General features: G+C 29.9%; 31 protein-coding genes and 2 pseudogenes. 5 read left to right on the top strand and 28 right to left on the bottom strand.

Features of this window, described 5'->3' with window-relative positions:
- Window positions 1-11 precede the first annotated feature (11 nt).
- The 25 genes and pseudogenes from ACI48Q_RS07235 to ACI48Q_RS07115 form a co-directional block, all read right to left on the bottom strand.
- Window positions 12-1,253, bottom strand: coding sequence for a PBSX family phage terminase large subunit (locus ACI48Q_RS07235; RefSeq protein ID WP_474918408.1), 1,242 nt, complete (start codon window positions 1,251-1,253; stop codon window positions 12-14).
- Window positions 1,240-1,899: a phage terminase small subunit gene (gene terS / locus ACI48Q_RS07230; RefSeq protein ID WP_474919501.1), complete on the bottom strand. Its 660-nt coding sequence runs from the start codon at window positions 1,897-1,899 to the stop codon at window positions 1,240-1,242. The genes ACI48Q_RS07235 and terS overlap by 14 nt, the downstream gene beginning before the upstream one ends.
- Window positions 1,900-1,978: 79 nt before the next feature.
- On the bottom strand, window positions 1,979-2,170 hold the full coding sequence (locus ACI48Q_RS07225; RefSeq protein WP_474918407.1) for a hypothetical protein: 192 nt from the start codon (window positions 2,168-2,170) through the stop codon (window positions 1,979-1,981).
- 75 nt (window positions 2,171-2,245) lie between these two features.
- Window positions 2,246-2,758, bottom strand: coding sequence for a YfbU family protein (locus ACI48Q_RS07220; protein WP_474918406.1), 513 nt, complete (start codon window positions 2,756-2,758; stop codon window positions 2,246-2,248).
- A 191-nt stretch (window positions 2,759-2,949) separates the two neighbouring features.
- The gene (locus ACI48Q_RS07215; protein WP_474918405.1) at window positions 2,950-3,471 is read right to left on the bottom strand and encodes a transcriptional regulator; all 522 of its coding nucleotides are present in this window, start codon (window positions 3,469-3,471) and stop codon (window positions 2,950-2,952) included.
- 8 nt (window positions 3,472-3,479) lie between these two features.
- A complete protein-coding gene (locus tag ACI48Q_RS07210) occupies window positions 3,480-4,292 on the bottom strand; it encodes a hypothetical protein (RefSeq protein WP_474918404.1) in 813 nt (270 codons plus the stop codon).
- A 15-nt stretch (window positions 4,293-4,307) separates the two neighbouring features.
- Complete coding sequence (locus tag ACI48Q_RS07205) at window positions 4,308-4,625, bottom strand: hypothetical protein (protein WP_474918403.1); 318 nt, start codon at window positions 4,623-4,625, stop codon at window positions 4,308-4,310.
- Entirely contained in the window at window positions 4,591-4,719 is a 129-nt protein-coding gene (locus ACI48Q_RS07200) for a hypothetical protein (protein WP_474918402.1), read from the bottom strand. Before ACI48Q_RS07200 ends, ACI48Q_RS07205 begins: the two co-directional genes overlap by 35 nt.
- A gap of 1 nt (window position 4,720) precedes the next feature.
- Complete coding sequence (locus tag ACI48Q_RS07195) at window positions 4,721-5,128, bottom strand: RusA family crossover junction endodeoxyribonuclease (protein WP_474918401.1); 408 nt, start codon at window positions 5,126-5,128, stop codon at window positions 4,721-4,723.
- A gap of 76 nt (window positions 5,129-5,204) precedes the next feature.
- Window positions 5,205-5,606, bottom strand: coding sequence for a single-stranded DNA-binding protein (locus ACI48Q_RS07190; protein ID WP_474919500.1), 402 nt, complete (start codon window positions 5,604-5,606; stop codon window positions 5,205-5,207).
- Between the two features lie 44 nt (window positions 5,607-5,650).
- On the bottom strand, window positions 5,651-6,100 hold the full coding sequence (locus tag ACI48Q_RS07185; protein WP_474918400.1) for a hypothetical protein: 450 nt from the start codon (window positions 6,098-6,100) through the stop codon (window positions 5,651-5,653).
- A 489-nt stretch (window positions 6,101-6,589) separates the two neighbouring features.
- The gene (locus ACI48Q_RS07180; protein WP_474918399.1) at window positions 6,590-6,781 is read right to left on the bottom strand and encodes a hypothetical protein; all 192 of its coding nucleotides are present in this window, start codon (window positions 6,779-6,781) and stop codon (window positions 6,590-6,592) included.
- 12 nt (window positions 6,782-6,793) lie between these two features.
- Entirely contained in the window at window positions 6,794-7,714 is a 921-nt protein-coding gene (locus ACI48Q_RS07175) for a hypothetical protein (protein ID WP_474918398.1), read from the bottom strand.
- A gap of 284 nt (window positions 7,715-7,998) precedes the next feature.
- Window positions 7,999-8,211 carry a hypothetical protein gene (locus tag ACI48Q_RS07170; RefSeq protein WP_474918397.1) on the bottom strand — a complete coding sequence of 71 codons (213 nt, stop codon included), beginning with the start codon at window positions 8,209-8,211 and terminating at the stop codon, window positions 7,999-8,001.
- Window positions 8,211-8,459: an AbrB/MazE/SpoVT family DNA-binding domain-containing protein gene (locus ACI48Q_RS07165; protein ID WP_474919499.1), complete on the bottom strand. Its 249-nt coding sequence runs from the start codon at window positions 8,457-8,459 to the stop codon at window positions 8,211-8,213. Before ACI48Q_RS07165 ends, ACI48Q_RS07170 begins: the two co-directional genes overlap by 1 nt.
- Window positions 8,460-8,620: 161 nt before the next feature.
- A complete protein-coding gene (locus tag ACI48Q_RS07160) occupies window positions 8,621-9,358 on the bottom strand; it encodes a DUF4373 domain-containing protein (protein WP_474918396.1) in 738 nt (245 codons plus the stop codon).
- A gap of 10 nt (window positions 9,359-9,368) precedes the next feature.
- Window positions 9,369-9,998 (bottom strand): ERF family protein, encoded by a 630-nt coding sequence (locus ACI48Q_RS07155; protein WP_474918395.1) that lies wholly within the window; start codon window positions 9,996-9,998, stop codon window positions 9,369-9,371.
- A 10-nt stretch (window positions 9,999-10,008) separates the two neighbouring features.
- Window positions 10,009-10,514 (bottom strand): annotated as a pseudogene (locus tag ACI48Q_RS07150) (host-nuclease inhibitor Gam family protein).
- A gap of 14 nt (window positions 10,515-10,528) precedes the next feature.
- Window positions 10,529-10,780, bottom strand: a complete 252-nt coding sequence (locus ACI48Q_RS07145) for a hypothetical protein (RefSeq protein ID WP_474918394.1) — start codon at window positions 10,778-10,780, stop codon at window positions 10,529-10,531.
- Between the two features lie 100 nt (window positions 10,781-10,880).
- Window positions 10,881-11,051 (bottom strand): hypothetical protein, encoded by a 171-nt coding sequence (locus ACI48Q_RS07140; protein ID WP_474918393.1) that lies wholly within the window; start codon window positions 11,049-11,051, stop codon window positions 10,881-10,883.
- Window positions 11,052-11,061: 10 nt separating this feature from the next.
- A complete protein-coding gene (locus ACI48Q_RS07135) occupies window positions 11,062-11,232 on the bottom strand; it encodes a hypothetical protein (protein WP_474918392.1) in 171 nt (56 codons plus the stop codon).
- A gap of 67 nt (window positions 11,233-11,299) precedes the next feature.
- Window positions 11,300-11,446: a hypothetical protein gene (locus ACI48Q_RS07130; RefSeq protein WP_474918391.1), complete on the bottom strand. Its 147-nt coding sequence runs from the start codon at window positions 11,444-11,446 to the stop codon at window positions 11,300-11,302.
- Between the two features lie 76 nt (window positions 11,447-11,522).
- On the bottom strand, window positions 11,523-11,726 hold the full coding sequence (locus tag ACI48Q_RS07125) for a hypothetical protein (RefSeq protein WP_474918390.1): 204 nt from the start codon (window positions 11,724-11,726) through the stop codon (window positions 11,523-11,525).
- A 77-nt stretch (window positions 11,727-11,803) separates the two neighbouring features.
- A complete protein-coding gene (locus ACI48Q_RS07120) occupies window positions 11,804-12,517 on the bottom strand; it encodes a Rha family transcriptional regulator (RefSeq protein WP_474918389.1) in 714 nt (237 codons plus the stop codon).
- Window positions 12,518-12,519: 2 nt separating this feature from the next.
- Entirely contained in the window at window positions 12,520-12,741 is a 222-nt protein-coding gene (locus ACI48Q_RS07115) for a helix-turn-helix transcriptional regulator (protein WP_474918388.1), read from the bottom strand.
- A 227-nt stretch (window positions 12,742-12,968) separates the two neighbouring features.
- Between ACI48Q_RS07115 and ACI48Q_RS07110 the strand changes: the two genes are divergently transcribed.
- From ACI48Q_RS07110 to ACI48Q_RS07100, 3 genes are read left to right on the top strand one after another with little or no spacing between them, the layout of a single operon-like run.
- Window positions 12,969-13,412, top strand: coding sequence for a helix-turn-helix domain-containing protein (locus ACI48Q_RS07110; protein WP_474918387.1), 444 nt, complete (start codon window positions 12,969-12,971; stop codon window positions 13,410-13,412).
- Between the two features lie 8 nt (window positions 13,413-13,420).
- Window positions 13,421-13,867: an ImmA/IrrE family metallo-endopeptidase gene (locus ACI48Q_RS07105; RefSeq protein ID WP_474918386.1), complete on the top strand. Its 447-nt coding sequence runs from the start codon at window positions 13,421-13,423 to the stop codon at window positions 13,865-13,867.
- Between the two features lie 13 nt (window positions 13,868-13,880).
- A complete protein-coding gene (locus tag ACI48Q_RS07100; RefSeq protein ID WP_474918385.1) occupies window positions 13,881-15,470 on the top strand; it encodes a recombinase family protein in 1,590 nt (529 codons plus the stop codon).
- 31 nt (window positions 15,471-15,501) lie between these two features.
- On the opposite strand, the pseudogene ACI48Q_RS07095 reads toward ACI48Q_RS07100, so the two are convergent.
- From ACI48Q_RS07095 to ACI48Q_RS07085, 3 genes and pseudogenes are all read right to left on the bottom strand, one after another.
- A pseudogene (locus ACI48Q_RS07095) lies at window positions 15,502-15,765 on the bottom strand (FAD-dependent oxidoreductase); the annotation flags it as partial.
- Window positions 15,762-16,757 carry a sulfide/dihydroorotate dehydrogenase-like FAD/NAD-binding protein gene (locus ACI48Q_RS07090; protein WP_474918384.1) on the bottom strand — a complete coding sequence of 332 codons (996 nt, stop codon included), beginning with the start codon at window positions 16,755-16,757 and terminating at the stop codon, window positions 15,762-15,764. The pseudogene ACI48Q_RS07095 and the gene ACI48Q_RS07090, both read right to left, overlap by 4 nt.
- Window positions 16,758-16,880: 123 nt before the next feature.
- Window positions 16,881-17,978: a D-alanyl-D-alanine carboxypeptidase gene (locus tag ACI48Q_RS07085; RefSeq protein WP_474918383.1), complete on the bottom strand. Its 1,098-nt coding sequence runs from the start codon at window positions 17,976-17,978 to the stop codon at window positions 16,881-16,883.
- Between the two features lie 97 nt (window positions 17,979-18,075).
- Here ACI48Q_RS07085 and ACI48Q_RS07080 point away from each other — a divergent pair, with 97 nt between their 5' ends.
- Both ACI48Q_RS07080 and ytfJ read left to right on the top strand, forming a co-directional pair.
- The gene (locus ACI48Q_RS07080) at window positions 18,076-18,654 is read left to right on the top strand and encodes a DUF2953 domain-containing protein (RefSeq protein ID WP_474918382.1); all 579 of its coding nucleotides are present in this window, start codon (window positions 18,076-18,078) and stop codon (window positions 18,652-18,654) included.
- Entirely contained in the window at window positions 18,647-19,093 is a 447-nt protein-coding gene (ytfJ, locus tag ACI48Q_RS07075) for a GerW family sporulation protein (RefSeq protein ID WP_474918381.1), read from the top strand. Before ACI48Q_RS07080 ends, ytfJ begins: the two co-directional genes overlap by 8 nt.
- Window positions 19,094-19,097 lie beyond the last annotated feature (4 nt).

Genomic DNA, 19,097 nt, shown 5'->3' with positions numbered 1-19,097 from the left:
CTAGCACCTCCTTAATCAAATGATATTGATTTCTCTTTAAGCTTATTATCTATTGAGTATCTTAATGCTGCCATTGCATCATCCATAAATTCTACTGGTTCATCTAAATATAATCCTGTCTTTTCATCCTTCTTCCATTTCCATTGTTGAATTTCTTTTATCGTATTAACACATGATGGATGAATGTGTATTTTTAATTGCTTTAAATAATCCATTTGAGCTTTAACACTACCTGGACCTTTCTTTACTCCCTTAGCTCTATATCCTGCCTTTTTCCACATCTTAATCCTATCTGGTTCGGCACTATCACAATACATATATAAGTTTTTTTCAATACTTCTTTCATTAGCTATCTCAATAATTTCAGAAGTATCCTTTTCAAATACATATATCTCATTACATATATAGAGCTCACCATCTTTAAACCCTACTCTCAAAATAGCATTAGCATGGTTAAATCCAAAGTCTTGTGATAACCTCATATTGTCAAAATACTCAAATTCTGTAGGAAACTCATGTATTAAATAGTTGTGAAGTATAACTCCACTTGTTTCTCCCCAGTCTCCTAACCCATATACTTTATATCCATCTGGATCCTGTTCTTTTCTTATCATCATTCTTCTATGGTAGGCTTCATCAATAAACCTATTATTTAAATAAGTACTATGATGATTGAATATATCTACATTTTTAAAATCAAAATACTTTCTTTTAATCCAATGTGTAGCTGATACTGGATTAAATGTAAACGTCATTTGATAGTATAGATTAGGATTGTCAAGAATACCTCTTAAACGGTCATCTAGTATATCCACATCATTTTCCATAAGTTCTGTGGCTTCTTCACACCATATCCACGTAAGCTTACCCTTTGAAAAGTTTATTGATTTAAGTTTCTCTCTTTGTCTTGAATCATTGACTCCCCTAAATATTATAGAATTGCCTGTAACTCTACTTACTATCTCTAAAGGATTTAATCTTATAATCCAATACTTATCTGCATATGGTCCATATATTCTATTAATGGCTCCTGTAAGTTCTGCATACGTTGAATACTTATGGGTAGATTCTGATTTCCTGACTACTAATAAATTTGCTCCTTGGTACCTTTTATCCCCAAGTTTTAATATATAATCCTGTGCTATATTTACTGATTTACCACTACCCGCTGAACCCTTCATTGCTCTATATCTTTTCTTAGTCTTATTAACTTCTTTAAATACAGGATTAAAGTCAGCTTTAATTACTGCCATATTCATCACCATAATCCACTACTATTTTTAATTCATCATCTAAAGTTTGCTTATTAGAAATTGCTATATCTGCTTTAAGTTTTTCTATCCTAGCTTTCTGCTCTTCTGTAGCTAACTCCCAATTCTTATTAATCATTTCATCATACTGCTTTATCATGTTTTGCAATGTTGACATGGCTCTACTCTGTGCATTTAAAAATGTAGCCTGCCTATCCCATGCAAATTGAAATTCCCATTCCTCAGATGATGAAGTATCACCATTACTTTCTTTCTTAAGCACCTTTATCATTTCTTCTTTATTTGTTACATACATTATTCTTTGTGCTCTTATAATGGCTGCATACTGGATAGTTATGTTTTCCCATAGAATATCTAAAGGATTCTTCTCTTGTATCTCCTGAATAACTTGAAAAGTATCTTCTGGAAGATATTTAGAAAAGAATCCATGTGTTTCAGCTCTTTTATTTCCTTTAGGTGCTCCCTTACTATTCTTGTTTCCTTTAGGTGCCCCTCTACTCCTATTTTTTTGTGTGCATACTTTTTTTTCATTTGTGTGCACACTTTTCTCATTCCATTTTCTAGTTTTCCAAGACTTAACTGTATTTAATGAAACATTGTATTTTTCAGCTATATCCTTATATTTCATACCCTTTATGTAATCTTCATAAGCTAAATCCCATATATTATCCACATCACCACCTCACTTATTTGTCTGTTTTGTAAATCTATTTCTGCCTCAATGCACCTTTAACTCTCTTATAACTATCATGCTTCATACATTCCTTAATATCTTGGTATTCATCATAAGCAAATTTAATAAGTTCGCACCCTTTATCTTTTAAACATTTATTTTCAGGAGGACAGCAGCACTCTAATTTACCAAGCCTCCAGAACGTATATAGACTTATTGTTTTCAACTGTATCACTCCCTTTTATGTAAAATAAAAAGAACCCTATTTCTAGAGTTCTTTAATAAATAATAACTTATGTTTTTAGTAGTTAGTAATATATCTAATTTGTTTCAATGTTAAGTTACTATCTCCATCTTCTTTAACTTCATTCCATTTAGCAAGCATTTTACTATATCTATTTATCATTTTTCTATGCGAATTAGTTTCTATCTTACCTTCATTATAGCTTTCTTCAAACTCCCCTAAGTCCTCTAGTAAAAAACATGCATACCAATAATATTTAGATTCTTCATTTCCATCAAAACCACGAAATTTAGTATTTAATTTTTTGAATTCTTCTTGCTCTTCTTCAGTTAAATCAATATATGAATCATCAATACATCTGTACATTTGTAAAACATCATACACAAATTCTGACACTTGTAATGGTGTTTCTTCATTTAAAAAATTTGTGAGTTCATCATAATTATACTTGTATCCATTGCGAAGTATTTTTTGATTTATCTCACACGCTTCTTTTCCTTTCGGATCTAAATGCTTAAGTATTTCATATTGATTATAAAGTATTAACCTTTCTTTTTCGGTAAATTCCATTGCAATACCCCCTTTTCACTATTATTTTACAATAACATATAATATTTTACAAATAAAAGACACCTAGTTTTACACTAAGTGCCTTTTATGGGGATGGGAATATTGGGATTATGTTAAAATTCTATACTATTATCTTAGCATAGATTTCACCATATAAATTCTCATGCTTTTCTCAAATTCTTATCACTTTTTTATCTGAATAAGAATGTATTATCAAAGTCTGCAATAGCATGAACTAAATCCTCTCTTTTTCTGTATGCTGTAGATTTTGACATATTTAGATTTATAGCCACTTCAGGTATACTTACTTTATCACCATATTTTAATTCTACAAATCTTTTATCTTCTTCAAGCAACATATTTATATTAAATTCCATATGCGTTATAAACTCTTCCATGTCTCTTAATTTAGTTTTTAACTTTAATAATTGCTTTTTCTTATTCCAATGCTCTTCTTCTAATTTCCCTATTTCTCTTAATATTTCTTCTTCTGCATAACTTGTCCCTTTACTACTGGTTTGTACTCTCTCTTTTAATCCCATTCCATTCTGATAATAGTCTATAGTAACATTTGTGGTCCTTATATCATTCTCTATTTCCTTTAATTTTACTTCTAACCACTCTATGCTATTTTTTATGGAATCTATTTTTCTTTTATATTTATAATATCTATAAAGCTCTCCTTCTGTCTTTCTGAATAAATCCTTATCCATATAGCCTCCTAGCACATATTATATACTTCTTCTGTTTCATCCATTTCTCTATTAAATATATCTATTTGTTCTTTTCTAAACTTTCTTATCTCCTCTATACTTTTAAATACTCCCTTTGGTGATGTTAGGATATCATTATCCTTTACATATTCTCCAAGTTCACTCTTGAGCTCTGTATGCCTATTTACTATTTGTAATTTGCTTTCCTTCTTCTCTTCTATCATTTTTGTAACCTCCAATTCTTTTTCTATCTGCTCATGAGCCTTATCATTATGTTCTACAACCTTATTCTTTTTCTTTGGATCCTCAAGAATATATGCTACTGCTTCATCTATTTCTTTATCTTCTGGAGTTACTTCTTTTAACTCCTTTTTAACCTCGTTATAAACTCCTACTATCATGTTCCTCGAAGTCTTTTTAAATTTACTTTGACAATCTTCTATGATTATTTTCCTATTCAATCCTAGCCCCATTTCTGTTTCTATAAAATCTTTTATAGCTAATTCTAATTTCTCCATTTCACACTCCTCCATATTCTCAATTTTTACTAAGTGATTAACTATTGTTTTATCTACTTTGCTTAATATTAACTCTCTATCCTCTGACACTATATCCATTAATGAAAGCTCTGTATCTAAGCACTGTTGAAATATTTTATAATAGCTTTGTAATGTATCACCTATTCCTTTATCAATGCCATTTTGAACCTCATTACATATCAAAACTTCTATCAATTCTCTTTGCCTGTAGCTTAATTTATTTACAAACTGTTTTAACTCTTTATTTATCTTCTCCGCTCGTTTTCTCTCTGATCTATTCAAATATTGTCACCTTCTTTAATTAACCTCTAAATCATCTATGCTCATTTGTGATTGCTTTATTGGTACCGCTACAAACTTTCCATCTTTGAATTGAATATCTCTCTTTTCATCAAATATTCCTTCATTTTTATATTGTTTCTTAAGCGTTGTAGCCACTTTATGCTCAAATACTGGTTTTCTATATTTATAAGTTCCGTTTATCATTTCTCCATATTCATCCACCTTAGGAATAGTTTCATAAGCATTAGGTAATTCAATACTAAGCTTTAAAGTTACTTCTCCACTCTCAAATTTTTCATCATAGACTTGTTTTATAACCCTTTGTATCTCCATATCTAGATATGGAGATACAATTAAACACTGGACTTTCAACATCTATTTCTAAAGCCTTTCTTGATAAATCTAACTTCTCACTTATTTTATTCATGTTATCCCTCCATAACTTCTTTTAATTCAAATTCAACTCTCTCTTTGTCCTCAGTATATTTTTTTATTACTGTTAATTCAGTAATTTGACTATCATCATCATAGGCTATCTTATTTAAACTATCTAAAATAATCTTTGCTATATTGTCACTGTCAGGCTTCTTATGTGGCTGTTCTAACCCTTCTCTTATTGCTTGTACACGTTTCTTTGTATAACTCTTAGGTATTTTATAGTAAGCTATTATCTTCGCCTTTATAGAGCCTCCTAGCTGCCTTCCATTCTGTTCTCTATAACATATCCTAACCCAATTTTCATAATTAACCGTATCAGTGGGTGTAAAGGTTCTTCCTGTTTTGGTGCTAAACCTCGGTCTTGCTTTACCTTTTATCTTTCCTTCAACTACTATCATTACTTTTCCCCTTTCATTTGATTATCATATGAGAATACCACTTTACAGCAGTATCCTCATAAATGACTATTCCTATCTAAAAAGGAATGTCCATATCCGTTTGAGTATATCCTGTACCAAAATAATCATCTGGAACCCCTTGGCTTGTGTTATTATTTTTATTCCCATGCTCTAAGAAATGCACTTCATCAGCTATTACCTCAGTAACATATCTTCTTGTGCCATCTTTAGCCTCGTATGAGCGCGTTTCAATCCTCCCGGCTACACTTAGTAATTTACCCTTACTCATATAGTTAGCAGTGCTTTCCGCCTGTTTACCCCATACTACAATTGGTATAAAATCGGCTTCGGGTTGGCCCTCTTTCTTAAACCTTCTATTTACCGCAAGTATCATAGTTGTTACTGCTGTTCCACTACCTGGTGTAAATTTAAGCTCTGGATCTTTGGTTAATCTTCCGATTAAAACTACTTTATTTATAATAATCACTCCTTTTTATGTTCATCCTATCTTGGCATTACGAACTAAATCTCTTTGAATTGTTCTTCAGTTATCTCTTTCCCTAAAAGCATTTCTATGCACTCCTTAGTAAGGAAATAGTAAATATCATTTACTCTCATTCCAGCAAGTCTTTTAACTGCTAGTCCTTTTTTAACTAAATCCTCAAGTTCTTTTACTTCACCTTCACTATAAAAGTAATTCCTATATGGAAATTTGGTTTTCTTTCGATTAAGCCCTGTCATATGCATTGCTAGCCTAAGTTGCTCTGTGCTAAGTTGAACTTTCCACAATTTTAAATATCTATCTAATTCACTTTGCACAATATAATAAGCACCACATGACTTGCCACTTGGCTTTAAATTCCCACATTTAATTGAATCTCTTAATTTTCTAACTGGAATACCTGTATTGGATTCAATATGTTTAAGCTCATATGCTCTTTCACCTAACCTTGTTAATGACATACATTCCATCTCATTACTTCCTTTCTTCACTATTTTTTTGCATTGCGACGTAAAAATACCGCATATTCACGTTGAATAATACGGTATTTTCAATAATTTAATATTTAATTTAATCTATAAACTGAAATTTGTTGGTGGCTCTAGAGTAATAAAATATCAATTCTATCAAATTCTCTTTGAACTTTTTATAAATAACACTATCATACACCCAACGAGTATAAATATATTCACAATCATAGTGTCCACATCTGAATCAATAAAAACAACCTGTCAATAGTTCGCTGACTATTAAGGCTGCTATAATTATTTTTCATAACGTCTCCATTAAAATAAGAAAATTTATATTTGCACATCAATGTAAACAGAACAACAATTTGAGGACCAAATAGTCCTCAATCAAACGCAACATATGACATTTGATTCCGCACACAAACATTTTATATTAAAAATAATACACTGAATTTAAAGGTTAAATATGTTTTTAGGCAATTATCTTAACTATATTTTTATAGTCTTTTTAACTTTTATCGCAATAACATCCATAAGAGCGTCTGGTTTGTCTGCTATAACATTACACCATTCATTTTTTTGTAATTCTTCGTAAAAGCTTGTTTTAAGTGTGCTTTCTGTAAATAGATTTATTTCATTCCCCTTATCTTTCTTAAATTTTGACAATATTTTACCCCACATTATTTTACCTCCCTATATTTCTAACTTAGATAAAATCATTTTTATATCATCAATTGTAATCTGTTCAGAAACATTATTCCTTTTCAAGCTCTCAACCAGCATAACATATTTATTCTTAATCTCATCATCTTGAAATGTTTGATAAAAATTCCTTACATTAGCAAGCTCTACTACTTCTTTCTGTATTACAACCTTTTCAAAAGACCTGATCTTATTTAACTGCAATAGCGAAGTAATATAGTAATATCCAGCTCTTATAACATAATATTTGTCATGTTCAAATTTATTATGTTCGTTTAAACACTTTAAAAACTCTTCTTTTTCTATGGCTATTTTGTCATTAAATCTTCTCACCAAAAAATCTCTATCAAATAAAATATTCTTTGTAATATTATTTAACCACTGGAAATATCCCTCATGTCCTTTTATCAGTTTTCCACCTGTAATAACACTATTCTCATACGGCATACCTGCTGAAGCTGCAAACAAAAATGAAAGATAATCTCTAAAAACAATATCAATATGATTTTTGTTTTCTGAATTCGATATATCACTCATTGTTCCCTTATTGTGCATATATCTAACTTCATTTTCTGGGTATCCCAACATTAAAACAATAAAGTCATAATCGCTTGGTAAATTATTGTCAGCTTTTACAGATGATCCATATTGGATCAAAAGAAAATCCTTATATTCAGGAAACCGACTATTCATTGTTTCTTTTATTCCCAAAGCACTTGTTAACTCTTCTTTCCAGTTTTCCGATTGTTGATCAATACTGTTCAATAATTCATTTATATTCTGGGGAACCTTTTTCATAGCTAACCATAATTTTGTTGTAATCCAGCCTATTAATAATATTAAAACTCCAACAATGAGCTCATTATGATTTTTATTCCAAAATTCTGTGATACATTTTAATATACCTTCCATATTATAGCCTCGCTTTTGCATTAGGTAGCGCCAAATCACTTCCTATTTTTTCTTCTAAGTCTTTATTTTACGGGTGTTTGCAAACTGCTTCTTCCATGATTTCGCTCCATAAATTCCATTTTTTTATCTTTACAAATTCTAATTTTATCAGTTAGTAAAAAGCTAATAAATAATATAATAATACAATTATGAATTAATTATAACATATTTTTCTAATACCGTATTATTCAATTTTCAAAGAACATTTTTTATTAATTAGTTCGTCCTATGATGCGATTCTGAACCTAATTTCTATCAAATTCAAAGTATGGCATTCTTCCACCTGTTTCATGGTGTAATGTCATTACTGCAAGTGTTCCATTTACACTTTGTCCCGCTGCTATTTTCTTTTCTGCAAATTCAATAAAAGCTTTTCTGTATTCGGATGAATACACATAATCAGGTAAATCCTTCCATGTATCTAAACATTCCTCAAATTTCCCCATTAAATTTCCCATTACATATTCCCCTCTCCTAAATGCTCTACACAACCCTTACAAATAACCTTGTCCTTATACCTAAGTACATCCTTAGCCTCTCCGCAGAATATACAAGCTGGCTCATATTTCTTAAGTATTATTTGATCTCCATCCACGTAAATCTCTAATGAGTCCTTTATATCAATGTCTAGAGTTCTTCTTAACTCTATTGGAATTACAACCCTTCCTAGTTCATCTACTCTTCTTACAATACCTGTTGATTTCATGCTAAATACCTCCAAAAATTCTTTATTATCTATTTCTAATAACTTAGTTGCATAGTCTAATGCAGTTGACATACATTCTAAATAGCTTTCTCCTGCGCTTTTAGCTATTTCTGTAACTTTATAAGTCGCTATATCTATAACCTCTTTAATTAGCTTTTCTGTCATGGCTCCTCCTTAACTAATATCTTCTTACTAAAAAGCACTTCTAATTTTTTAGATAAACTTTCTCTTATCATTTGCCTTTTAAGATTATCTTTAGTTATTACCTCTAGTACCTCACCTTTTTCTATAAACTCAGTACTCTCAAACCAAGTTTGATAAGTTATCTCCCCGAATTGTTCATATATCATTTGGTGCCATGGGGTGGGAAAGGAAGGGGGTGGAGTTGAGGATATATTCTCTTCTTTCCTTTCCTTTTCTTTACTATGCTTTTCTTTACTTTCCTTTACTTTACTTTGTGCACTTTCTCCAGTAGTTTCTCCGTCTATAACTTCATTTTTTGATGCGTTTTCCTTGCTATAATTATCTTTTTTATAGTTTCTTTTACGTGCTCTCTCACTTTCTACTGGTTCAGTCCTCAATTTTATGGCATTACTTGTAATTGCTTTCCTACTTTCATAGATTTCTTTATCAAATAAACCAAGGTCAAGACACTTATTTAAGATTTCCTCGAATTTTTCCGTAGACACTCTACATTCCTCCGATAGTATTAGCAGAGTTTCTCCGTCTAAAACCTCTAATTCATAGTCTTTATTCCGATAGATATTCTCTAGTAATATAAAGAATGTTGCATATCCATCATTGCCATACACTGCCCTCAGTTTTCTTACTTTTAGGTCGTTCCTCGCATCACAATCATGTGGAAAGTATTCCATGCCTAGTTTCCTTGGTCTTGCCATAGTTACCCTCCTACTTCTTCAACTTCTCAAATCCTTCACAAATCTCGTCATATTGAGATTTAGTTAATAGATTAAGCTCTGTCACATTGTACTTGCTTAAAGCATGTTTCTTTACTACATCTATTCCATACCCTGCAGCATTAGCTATAGCTAGAAGCCGTTTTATCTGTGCCTCGCTTAAACATTTATTATTTATTGGAGGCTTGTCTGATTTATTCTTATTGCTTGTATCTGGCTTATCTTTACCATGTGTATTGGTAGAATCACTATCCTTGTTATCATCTATGCAGAATAGAGCGTTTAAAGCATATTTACGTGCATATGATGAACTTGCACCAGTAACCTGACTTCCATCCATACCTTTTTTATTTTCTTCCTCTCTTGCTATACCGGGTGCTTTTTCAAATTCTCCACTTTCAATATCTTTTAAAATTGCATATGTTTTTATATAAATTCTTTCACCAACTTGAATTAAATCATCTTCAAATGTTAGCGTACATTTATACTCTTTCAAATGTGGTTTTACAGCCTCAAGAATATCCTCACAACTTCTATAATTGTACTTTCCAAAAGAATTATATTGGCCTTTAGTTGCCACTAAGTTGCATTGTATATTCATTAGTTTTTCACTAATCCCCATAATATTTCTCCTATTCAACTTTTATATTTATATCCTCTGTTTCTACTACTTCAACTCCTGGAACCAGTTCCCCAGTTTCTTGATTTATTCCATCTTTATATTTAGCTTTAATATATGTTTTATTAAGTTCCTCTTTAATCCTTATAGCCTCATTATCATTATTAGATTTAACGTATTCCTTCAGTGCTTCTTCATCTTGATAACACCACTTTTTATTTTTCTAGCAGTAACTTTACCATATGGTGTAGAAAGCTTAAATTTAGGGTTTTCTAATCTAGTCTCTGCAAAATAATCTGTTATCTTAGCTTTAAAATATTCTTCATCACTATCTATACTTTTTATTGCTGTATCTCTCCAATTGTTAATCCTTAATATTTCATCCTCTGCCACTGCATTAATTTCGGACTTTCTTTCCTCTAGTGCTTTTAGTTTTCTGAAACACCAGTTAGCACCTTGTAGATCCTTTACTCTGAATTCTAGATCTTCTATTTCGCTCTCATTATTTTGTAAATCCATTTCCCTTAATTCATTCATATTTCTTCCCCCTTATTTACTTCTCTTTCAAGATCATAATCAGTCTTAATAAATGTTCCACGTTCTTTAATTTCTATATTTAAAGCTATAGTTGCGATAAAATCCTTTGAATCTTTTATATTTGATGGAAGATTCTCAAATATTGATTTTCCTAAATCGACAATATCATTGTTTTCATCTTTAATTATTAGAAATGAATCATTCTTGTAACATATTGTATTTACTAAATTGATTTTTACATTTGTCATCTTTACATTTCCCTCCATATCCCTTATAATTGGGTTAACGATTTTTTGTTATGGTTGCTTTTGCAACTCTTTATTTTTGGTAGCTTTGGCTACTCTTTTTTTATTTATTTTTCCATAGTGGTTGTCTTTGTAAGTGTTTAGCATGTTTTCTTTTCCTATCTGAAAATTTTATTGCTTCATAGGTATCAATTTCTTTAGTTGCTTTTTCCTTCTCTTCTATATACCTATTTACCTTATCCATAAATTCGATTTTAGTTAATGCTCTTACCATATCCTCCCTCCTATATGTTCCCTAGCAAAAGAATTACTGGAATAAAACTAGCTAATCTTAAGTCCCATTTAAATTGTTCATCCTCTGTTGTTTGTCCACTTTTTATAAAGCAATATGTCATATTTACAAATGTATTTACAATGCTATAGATTATTAATAAATCCCTTGCCCAACTAAGCATTTTGCACCTCCTTAACTATTACTTTTTATTAAGGCTTGTCCAATTTTACATATAGAGGCTTTTAAGCCTACTTATCATTAGCTATCTCAAAATTACTATCCGCTAACCATTTCTTAAATTCTCGAGCAAAAGCTTCATTGAATCTAATTTTTGCTTCTTCAATTGACTCTGGGTTTACTATTTCTACTGTCCATTCATCTTCATGTTTTTTCATATTTCATATTTCTCCTTATCCTTAACCAACTTATCTATAGTATTACTTCCTATACTAAAAATTATCTAATTTATAACTAGTTTTTAGCTTGCTCATCCAATGATTTATTCTTTACCATTTCTTTTAATAAATTAATTTCTCTAGCAGACAATTTATTTTCAAGTACTCTAGCAATTTCTTTTGCTTGGAGTTTTAGAAAGGCTTCCTCTCCATCTGGATAATTGTGTATAATTGTAAACCCCATTTCTTCCATGGTTAGGTCATTTTTTCTCTTTGCCATAAATATACCTCTCCCCCAAAAATACTAATTCATAATATTCAAACTCTACTTAAATGGTTACAATTAAATAATTAATTCTAAATAAGTTCTTTTAGCCTTGGGATAACTTCCTCATAATATCTAAAAGATTGTACCTCTTTAGCTGAGTGTATAGATTTATCCCAAACCAACTCTCCATATTGTTCTGTTTTAAGATTGTTAGCATTAGCTAGCTTTCCTACCTTATTAGCAGTTATTCCAAGTATTTCACCTATTTCAGTAGCACTATATGTCTTTTTTTCTACCTTAGGTAGTGGCAATAGAGCGTGTCCATCATTTAAAATCTCTGTGGCCTTAGATTGTAAAACTTGTTTATAGGTATCTACTGGAGTTGTTTCTGCAATTTTTAATAACAAGTTAGCTTTTCTAACTAAAGAGTTATTGTATCTAGCTTCAATCTCTTTTTCCTTAGTGTTAGGATCTATTACCTTAGAAGCGATTCCCTCTTCAATAACTTCTTTCATCTGCTCAAACCTGTCCATATATCTGTCAGTAAATAGATTCCCTTTAGTTCCTGTAGTCTTGTGTGCTAGAAATTCACAACCTCTTTTAGTTATTTGAAATTCTCTATTTTCCTTTCCATTTCCAGCTTGCTTATAGGTGCTTTCTACCCAATATTTTGAACAGCGGACTTTTTCGCTCTTCAAATCTTCATTAATACCATCAATTTTTTTTAATAAATCTTTATGCTGAACCTCCATCATGTCAGCCACTTCTCTGCTTGATAATTTGTTTTCTAATTGATTATTCATTATTATTCCTCCTTTCCAAAAATTTCATCTTCACTTACTTCAAATGCTTGTGATATAGCTCGTCTGCTGTTTTTACGAGGATAAACATTACCATTCTCCCATGACCAGTATGCTTTTTGTCCTGTAAAACACTTCTTAGATGCTTCATCTTGACTCCATCCTTTTATTGTCCTTAAGACTTCCATTTTTTTATTCCATGATAAGTTCTTAAATAATTCAGCCATAATATATACCTCCTTCTTTTGTACTAATTTACTTTAGTTTTGCTTACAAATACATATTACGTCATATTGACGTTATGCTCAAATCTATTTTAACGTCATTTAACGTCATTTGTATAAATTAACTCTTTTTACCTCTATTTTCCTTAATCTTTCTTTAATTCGTTGACAAAATGACGTAAAATACGTATTATGATTTATATAAGAATTCTAGGAAGGGTGATTTTAAAATGGGAAAGAAATTAGGTTTAAAAATTAAACAATTGAGAAGTGAATATAGTTTAAAAACTGGCAAAAAGCTTACACAAAAAGAACTTTCAGAAAATTTAGGAATTTCTCGATCATACTTAGGAGATATTGAAAGTGGTAGAAGTTCTGCCAGTGATGAAGTTTTAAATAAATTGACTCAAATATTTAAAATTAATATTTCAGAACTTTTAGCATATGAATTTGATGACAATATAAAAACTGGTCAATTAAAAGAAGAGGTTGAACTTTTTGAAACAGGAGAATTTAAAACACCTGAAGCAGCTATGCAATTTATACTCAAACAGCCTGCTATTATGGGTTATGGTGGTTTTGATACTAACGAAATGACTAATGAGGAGATTATTGAGTTTGCTAATGAATTACTTAATCAGATGAAATTAATAAGCTATAAATATAAAAAGTAGGTGATTTAATGTATTCTTGGATAAATAGTATTATTAAAGAACTATATATTACCTATAAAACTAATGATATTTATGAACTATATGATTCCCTAAATATTACAATAAGAAAAACAGGACATGATAGTGTCTTGCTAAAGGGAAATGATAGTTTATATATTAGAAATTATGTTGGAATGGAAGTTGTATTTATAAGAAACGATCTTCCATCCCAAGGTGAAAAATTTGTATTATTTCATGAATTAGGTCATGCTACATTACATAAAAATATACAAACTGCTGCATTTAATAGAAATTTTATTAATATAAACAAATTAGAAAAACAGGCTAATTATTTTGCTTTTAAAATGATGAATATACATCTTGATAAAATTGAATTGGAAGGTATGTGTTTAGAGCAAATAGCTCATTATGCTGAAATACCATATGAGCAATTATCTCAGATTATAAACTTATAAGGATGTGTAATAAATGAATATAGCAATATATAGTAGAAAATCCAAAGAAACAGAAACTGGTGAATCTATAGATAATCAAATTGAGCTTTGCAAAAATTATGCAAATACTCATTTAAAACAAAATAATGAAAACATGGAGTTTTTAATTTATGAAGATGAAGGCTTTTCTGGCGGAAATACCAATAGACCTAAATTTCAAAAATTATTAAAAGATGTTAAATCTAAAAAATTTGATATCTTAATTTGTTATAGATTAGACCGTATATCTCGTAATGTGGCTGATTTCTCATCCACTCTTGAGATGCTTCAAAATAATGATATAGATTTTGTTAGTATAAAAGAGCAATTCGATACATCAACTCCAATGGGCAGAGCTATGATATATATAGCGTCTGTATTTGCTCAACTTGAAAGGGAAACTATAGCTGAAAGAATTAAAGATAATATGTATGAGCTTGCTAAAACAGGTCGTTGGTTAGGCGGTCAACTTCCTTTAGGTTTTTCCTCTGAAAGAATAAAATATATAGATGAAGACTCTAAGGAACACTCTATGGTAAAATTAGTTCCTATTGAAGAAGAACTTAAATTAGTTAATCTATTATATAATTTATATATTAAAGAAATGTCATTGCATAAAGTACAAAAACACTGTCTAGAATATCATATTAAAGGAAAAAATGGTGGTCAATTAGTTCAGCGTAGCATTGATGATACATTAAGGAATACTTTATATGTAAAAAGTAATAAAAAGGTATTTGAATATTTACAATCGAAAGGTATCCAAACAATTGGTTCACCTAATGACAATGGAATAATTACTTATGGAAAGAAAAATGGAAACAAAAAATATGATACAGAAAATTGGATTTCTGCTGTAGCTAATCATAAAGGTGTTATTGATGCAGATGATTGGTTAAAAGTACAAGATATGCTAGATAAAAATAAATCCAAAGCTAGTATTAGAGAAGGTACATCTAAAAGAGCTTTATTAGGCGGTATTTTGAAATGTGATGTCTGTGGTTCTGGAATGAGAATAACATATAATAGACCGAATAAGAATGGATTTAGAAATTACCATTACACTTGTACTATGAAATGCCATAGTGCTAAAACTCGTTGTGATAATCCAAATGTAGACGGTCCTAAAATTGAAGATTATATTATAAAATCAATCAAATCTGCAAGTGTAGAAGATATTATTGAAAATATAAATTCTCATAATGCTAAAACTGTAATAAATAATATAAAAAACATAACAATTGAGATTGATACTAAAACTAGACAGATGAATACATTATTAGAGCAACTCTCTAATGCTCCAGTTGGACCTGCAGCTGATTTCATAATGAAAAAAATAAATGAGCTTGGAAAAGATATAAATAATCTTAATGAAGAGTTAAATAAAGCTAATACCACTAATAAGCAAATTGAAATAGAAAATTCACATGTTGAATTTATTAATAGTCTCTTAAATAAATTTAGGACAGTATTTGACACTTTAGAACTAAATGAAAAAAGATACTTATTATCAATGTTAGTTAAGAATGTAGTATATAATGGTCATACTAAAAAAATAGCAATAAACTATGTTAAGGCTAGGTAATAGTAGCCTTAACATATGTACGCAATATTAGGAGCCATGCATGATCATGCCCAGGAAACTGAATATTTTTATGAAGTGTATTACTATCCGTTATATTAAATAAATCTCCTGCACCTAGTGCTATGAGCTCTTCAGCTGCAGTATATCTTCCATTGTTTCTCATTATTCCACCAACATTACCAAGTCCTAAAAGTAAATCTGTTTTCTCTAGTATTTCTACATCTGCCCCAGCTTTTTTAGCTGTAATTGCTGCTGCACATCCTGACCAACCGCCACCTATTACTATTACCTTCAAAGTAGTCTCCTCCCCTCAAATACAAATTTAGGATCTGTTTGCATCTTACAAAGTCTTCTTAACTTTTCATCATTATTCATAATTGTACAGCAACCACAAACCCCTTCTCCACAGCACATTTTTTCGTTATTACTACATGAAAAACTCAAATCTCTCTGAAAGGCTTCTACTATTTTCATAATCTGATAACTTATAATGTCTGTAGTGTCACAATGTACTAAATTAACATTATCTTTTATTATTGTTTCCTCAATTAATTTTCTAAATTTGGGTATAAGTATACCATTCTGAATCATATTATCTATTTCAATAACTTTAGCATTATACCTCTCTAATTCTTGTTCTATAAATACTTTTTCAGTTAATCCTTTATCTAGCAATACAATCAGTTTATTATCATTTCTATATAACTTATTCATAACAGGTACCATAGGCGCTTGGCCTATCCCTCTACAGATAAGTAAACAATTTTTTCCTTTAGCATTTAATATAGAGTTAAGTCCTAATATGCCATTCCAAAATGGTCCCTTAATTAACACCTTATCTCCTACCTGAACTGTTTGTAGAGTTTTTGTCTTTAATCCTTTCATTTCTATAACTATGGTAATAATATCATCACCTGTATCACTTTCCATTACACATATAGGTGTATCATAACTATTTTCCTTATCTTCTTTCCTTATAAAAATAAAAGCCCCTGGATATGTTAAATCACTGGCAAGCTTCTTAGTAACTTTTATTTTGAACTTTGTTAAGCTATTAGTTAAATCTTCCTTACTAATAACCTGAAACCTATTGTACTTTCTACCTTCCTTTGCTTTATAGTTATTTTGGACAAATTCTTGGTATATACAAACTCCATTCCAATTTACACAGTCGCAGAAATCTTTTCCATCTAAATGAGAACATAAAATACAATTTCCAGACTCCGCTAAATGACAAGGACAAAACTCACTTCCACAGTCTACACAATTATAGGGTTCATAACTCATGGATTATCCTCCTAACTTACTATACTATCAGCATATTTCCGAATCTTATATTTGCTACTCATATAAAAAAATAATCCATAGAATTGTAAATCCTATGAATTATTTTTCATATATTATATAAAATTAATTTAATAACTTTAATATTTTTTCTTTAAAGCCTCTACTCTTAATCTCATCTTTAGGATATAGAGGAACTCTAAATTTGACTCCTGATTCATCAGATATTAATATCATTCCTAATGGTTCAGTCTTTAAGATTGGTCTTGTCACTATGCACTCTGGTATAATTGCTTCAACATTGATTGATTCAGCTTTCTTTACAGGATATATAATATTTTCTTTAGCAATTAAATCTACATACTTATTTTTATCCACCATAACTTTTCCTAATATTTCATCTTTTGCTACCAAAGGTTTATAGTCATAATTTTCTTTTACGTAATCATAAATTTTCTTGCTCTCATTCCACCTATTAGTACAATTTAATGTTACCACAATTATTTCTCCTGGACTCATATCAAAGGAACTTACTAAACATTTACCAGCCTGACCAGTATATCCAGTTTTAACTCCTGTGCAATTAGGCTCTTGATATAATAATTTATTTATATTATTGAAACTTCTAGTGAAATTATGTTCCTTTTCATCTACAACCTTAGCTTTTACTATGTCGTTAAACTCTTGAATTTCTTTAGCTTTCATAGTAGCTATAGCTAGATCATAAGCTGAGGAATAATGACTTATACTATCTAGTCCATGCGGAGATTGAAAATGACTATCTATTATGCCAATAGATAATGCATATTCATTCATAACTTTACAAAATTCTTCAATACTCCCACTAATTCCTTCTGCAATAGCTATAGCACAATCATTTCCAGATTTCAGCATTAATCCATATAAAAGTTCTCTTATTTTAATTTTCTCACCTGACTTATATCCTACTTTAGAACCTCTTATGGATGCTGCTGTTTTAGATATTTCTACCTCCTTGTCAAGATCTCCATACTTTAGTGCAACCAAGCAGGTAATTATTTTTGTAGTACTTGCCATAGGGACTACCTTATGACTATTTTGACTAAAAAGAACTGCTCCTGTGGTGCCATCTATAGCAATAGCTGAGCCAGCATCTACTCTAAAAGGTGCAGCCATTACAATGGAAACTGAATTATAGCATATCAATATCATAACTAACATAAAAACCATAAACTTCTTATACACATTAAACTCCCCTTTTTATGATAATTTAATTTAAATTAGTGAATATAACCTAACTCAATGGAAATAATTTAAAATATAAAACTATGGAGGTATTTAAATGAATAAATTTTTTTTAATTTTAGCCATAGTTACATTGATATTATTGTTTCCCATACCTATAAAAATAAAACTAACTTATAGAAATAATATTTTCATATTGAAACTATATAATAAAACAGTTTTACCTAAGACAAAAAAATCTAAAGATAAGGTACGGAATAAAGATTATAAAAGTAAAGTAGAAAGTGAAGAAAAAAAGTTCAAATTAATTCATGGAAAAATAATATTATCCACATTCGTCAAAAATAAATTAAAATTTAATCTAAAGTTTAGTATAGATATAGATTATGGTTTTGAAGATGCTGCTAAAGCAGCTATTTCTTATGGATTTCTACATGGATTACTCTCTATTTTACCTTCTATACTTAATTTACCTTTAAATCTTAAAAAATATAAATATTATATAAATATGAATTACAATAAAAATTTTATTAATATTGAAATAAACAGTATAGTTTTTATTAATATAGCTAAACTAATTTATATTATGGTAAAAACTATATATAATTTGATATCTTATGAGAAAACCTCAAAATTAGTAAGGAATAATTTAAAGGAGGAATTTAATAATGGATAATCATCCAATAGAAAATTTAATGAAATCTACTATGGAAAACATCAAAGATATGATTGATGTAGACACCGTCATAGGAAATCCTGTGACTGCACCTGATGGTACAACTATCATTCCAATTTCAAAGGTATCCTTTGGCTTTGCATCTGGGGGTTCAGAATTCTGTGGAAATATTAAAGATACATATCCTAAGCATCCCTTTGGTGGAGGCTCTGGAGCTGGCATATCTATAAAACCTGTTGGCTTTTTAGTAGTTAGAAATGGCTCCATTAGGATATTACCCGTAGACCAAGACAATACTTATGATAAGATAGTTGATACAATTCCTCAAATGGTTGATATGCTAAAAGATCTATTTAAAAATAATAGTCCTGAAAAAAATTTTAATAACTCAAATGATCACAATAGTCCTCTATATAACCCTTGTGATCCATGCGAATAATCAA

The sequence above is a fragment of the Clostridium sp. LXY-7 genome (genome assembly GCF_056172015.1).
This window is presented reverse-complemented; position numbering and strand designations above follow the sequence as displayed.

Excerpts from the sequence above, each read along its gene's own strand:
- ACI48Q_RS07170 (WP_474918397.1), bottom strand. The coding sequence starts at position 8,211 with ATGGGAAATTTAATGGGGAAATTTGAGGAATGTTTAGATACATGGAAG.
- ACI48Q_RS07205 (WP_474918403.1), bottom strand. The coding sequence starts at position 4,625 with ATGGAGATACAAAGGGTTATAAAACAAGTCTATGATGAAAAATTTGAG.
- ACI48Q_RS07125 (WP_474918390.1), bottom strand. The coding sequence starts at position 11,726 with ATGGCAAAGAGAAAAAATGACCTAACCATGGAAGAAATGGGGTTTACA.
- ytfJ (WP_474918381.1), top strand. The coding sequence starts at position 18,647 with ATGGATAATCATCCAATAGAAAATTTAATGAAATCTACTATGGAAAAC.
- ACI48Q_RS07110 (WP_474918387.1), top strand. The coding sequence starts at position 12,969 with ATGGGAAAGAAATTAGGTTTAAAAATTAAACAATTGAGAAGTGAATAT.
- ACI48Q_RS07105 (WP_474918386.1), top strand. The coding sequence starts at position 13,421 with ATGTATTCTTGGATAAATAGTATTATTAAAGAACTATATATTACCTAT.
- ACI48Q_RS07090 (WP_474918384.1), bottom strand. The coding sequence starts at position 16,757 with ATGAGTTATGAACCCTATAATTGTGTAGACTGTGGAAGTGAGTTTTGT.
- ACI48Q_RS07200 (WP_474918402.1), bottom strand. The coding sequence starts at position 4,719 with ATGAATAAAATAAGTGAGAAGTTAGATTTATCAAGAAAGGCTTTAGAA.
- ACI48Q_RS07235 (WP_474918408.1), bottom strand. The coding sequence starts at position 1,253 with ATGGCAGTAATTAAAGCTGACTTTAATCCTGTATTTAAAGAAGTTAAT.
- ACI48Q_RS07100 (WP_474918385.1), top strand. The coding sequence starts at position 13,881 with ATGAATATAGCAATATATAGTAGAAAATCCAAAGAAACAGAAACTGGT.
- ACI48Q_RS07120 (WP_474918389.1), bottom strand. The coding sequence starts at position 12,517 with ATGAATAATCAATTAGAAAACAAATTATCAAGCAGAGAAGTGGCTGAC.
- ACI48Q_RS07180 (WP_474918399.1), bottom strand. The coding sequence starts at position 6,781 with ATGTGGGGTAAAATATTGTCAAAATTTAAGAAAGATAAGGGGAATGAA.
- ACI48Q_RS07175 (WP_474918398.1), bottom strand. The coding sequence starts at position 7,714 with ATGGAAGGTATATTAAAATGTATCACAGAATTTTGGAATAAAAATCAT.
- ACI48Q_RS07115 (WP_474918388.1), bottom strand. The coding sequence starts at position 12,741 with ATGGCTGAATTATTTAAGAACTTATCATGGAATAAAAAAATGGAAGTC.
- ACI48Q_RS07145 (WP_474918394.1), bottom strand. The coding sequence starts at position 10,780 with ATGACAAATGTAAAAATCAATTTAGTAAATACAATATGTTACAAGAAT.
- ACI48Q_RS07155 (WP_474918395.1), bottom strand. The coding sequence starts at position 9,998 with ATGGGGATTAGTGAAAAACTAATGAATATACAATGCAACTTAGTGGCA.
- ACI48Q_RS07215 (WP_474918405.1), bottom strand. The coding sequence starts at position 3,471 with ATGGATAAGGATTTATTCAGAAAGACAGAAGGAGAGCTTTATAGATAT.
- ACI48Q_RS07165 (WP_474919499.1), bottom strand. The coding sequence starts at position 8,459 with ATGAAATCAACAGGTATTGTAAGAAGAGTAGATGAACTAGGAAGGGTT.
- ACI48Q_RS07080 (WP_474918382.1), top strand. The coding sequence starts at position 18,076 with ATGAATAAATTTTTTTTAATTTTAGCCATAGTTACATTGATATTATTG.
- ACI48Q_RS07185 (WP_474918400.1), bottom strand. The coding sequence starts at position 6,100 with ATGGAATGTATGTCATTAACAAGGTTAGGTGAAAGAGCATATGAGCTT.
- terS (WP_474919501.1), bottom strand. The coding sequence starts at position 1,899 with ATGAAATATAAGGATATAGCTGAAAAATACAATGTTTCATTAAATACA.
- ACI48Q_RS07160 (WP_474918396.1), bottom strand. The coding sequence starts at position 9,358 with ATGGCAAGACCAAGGAAACTAGGCATGGAATACTTTCCACATGATTGT.
- ACI48Q_RS07135 (WP_474918392.1), bottom strand. The coding sequence starts at position 11,232 with ATGCTTAGTTGGGCAAGGGATTTATTAATAATCTATAGCATTGTAAAT.
- ACI48Q_RS07140 (WP_474918393.1), bottom strand. The coding sequence starts at position 11,051 with ATGGTAAGAGCATTAACTAAAATCGAATTTATGGATAAGGTAAATAGG.
- ACI48Q_RS07220 (WP_474918406.1), bottom strand. The coding sequence starts at position 2,758 with ATGGAATTTACCGAAAAAGAAAGGTTAATACTTTATAATCAATATGAA.
- ACI48Q_RS07195 (WP_474918401.1), bottom strand. The coding sequence starts at position 5,128 with ATGATAGTAGTTGAAGGAAAGATAAAAGGTAAAGCAAGACCGAGGTTT.
- ACI48Q_RS07130 (WP_474918391.1), bottom strand. The coding sequence starts at position 11,446 with ATGAAAAAACATGAAGATGAATGGACAGTAGAAATAGTAAACCCAGAG.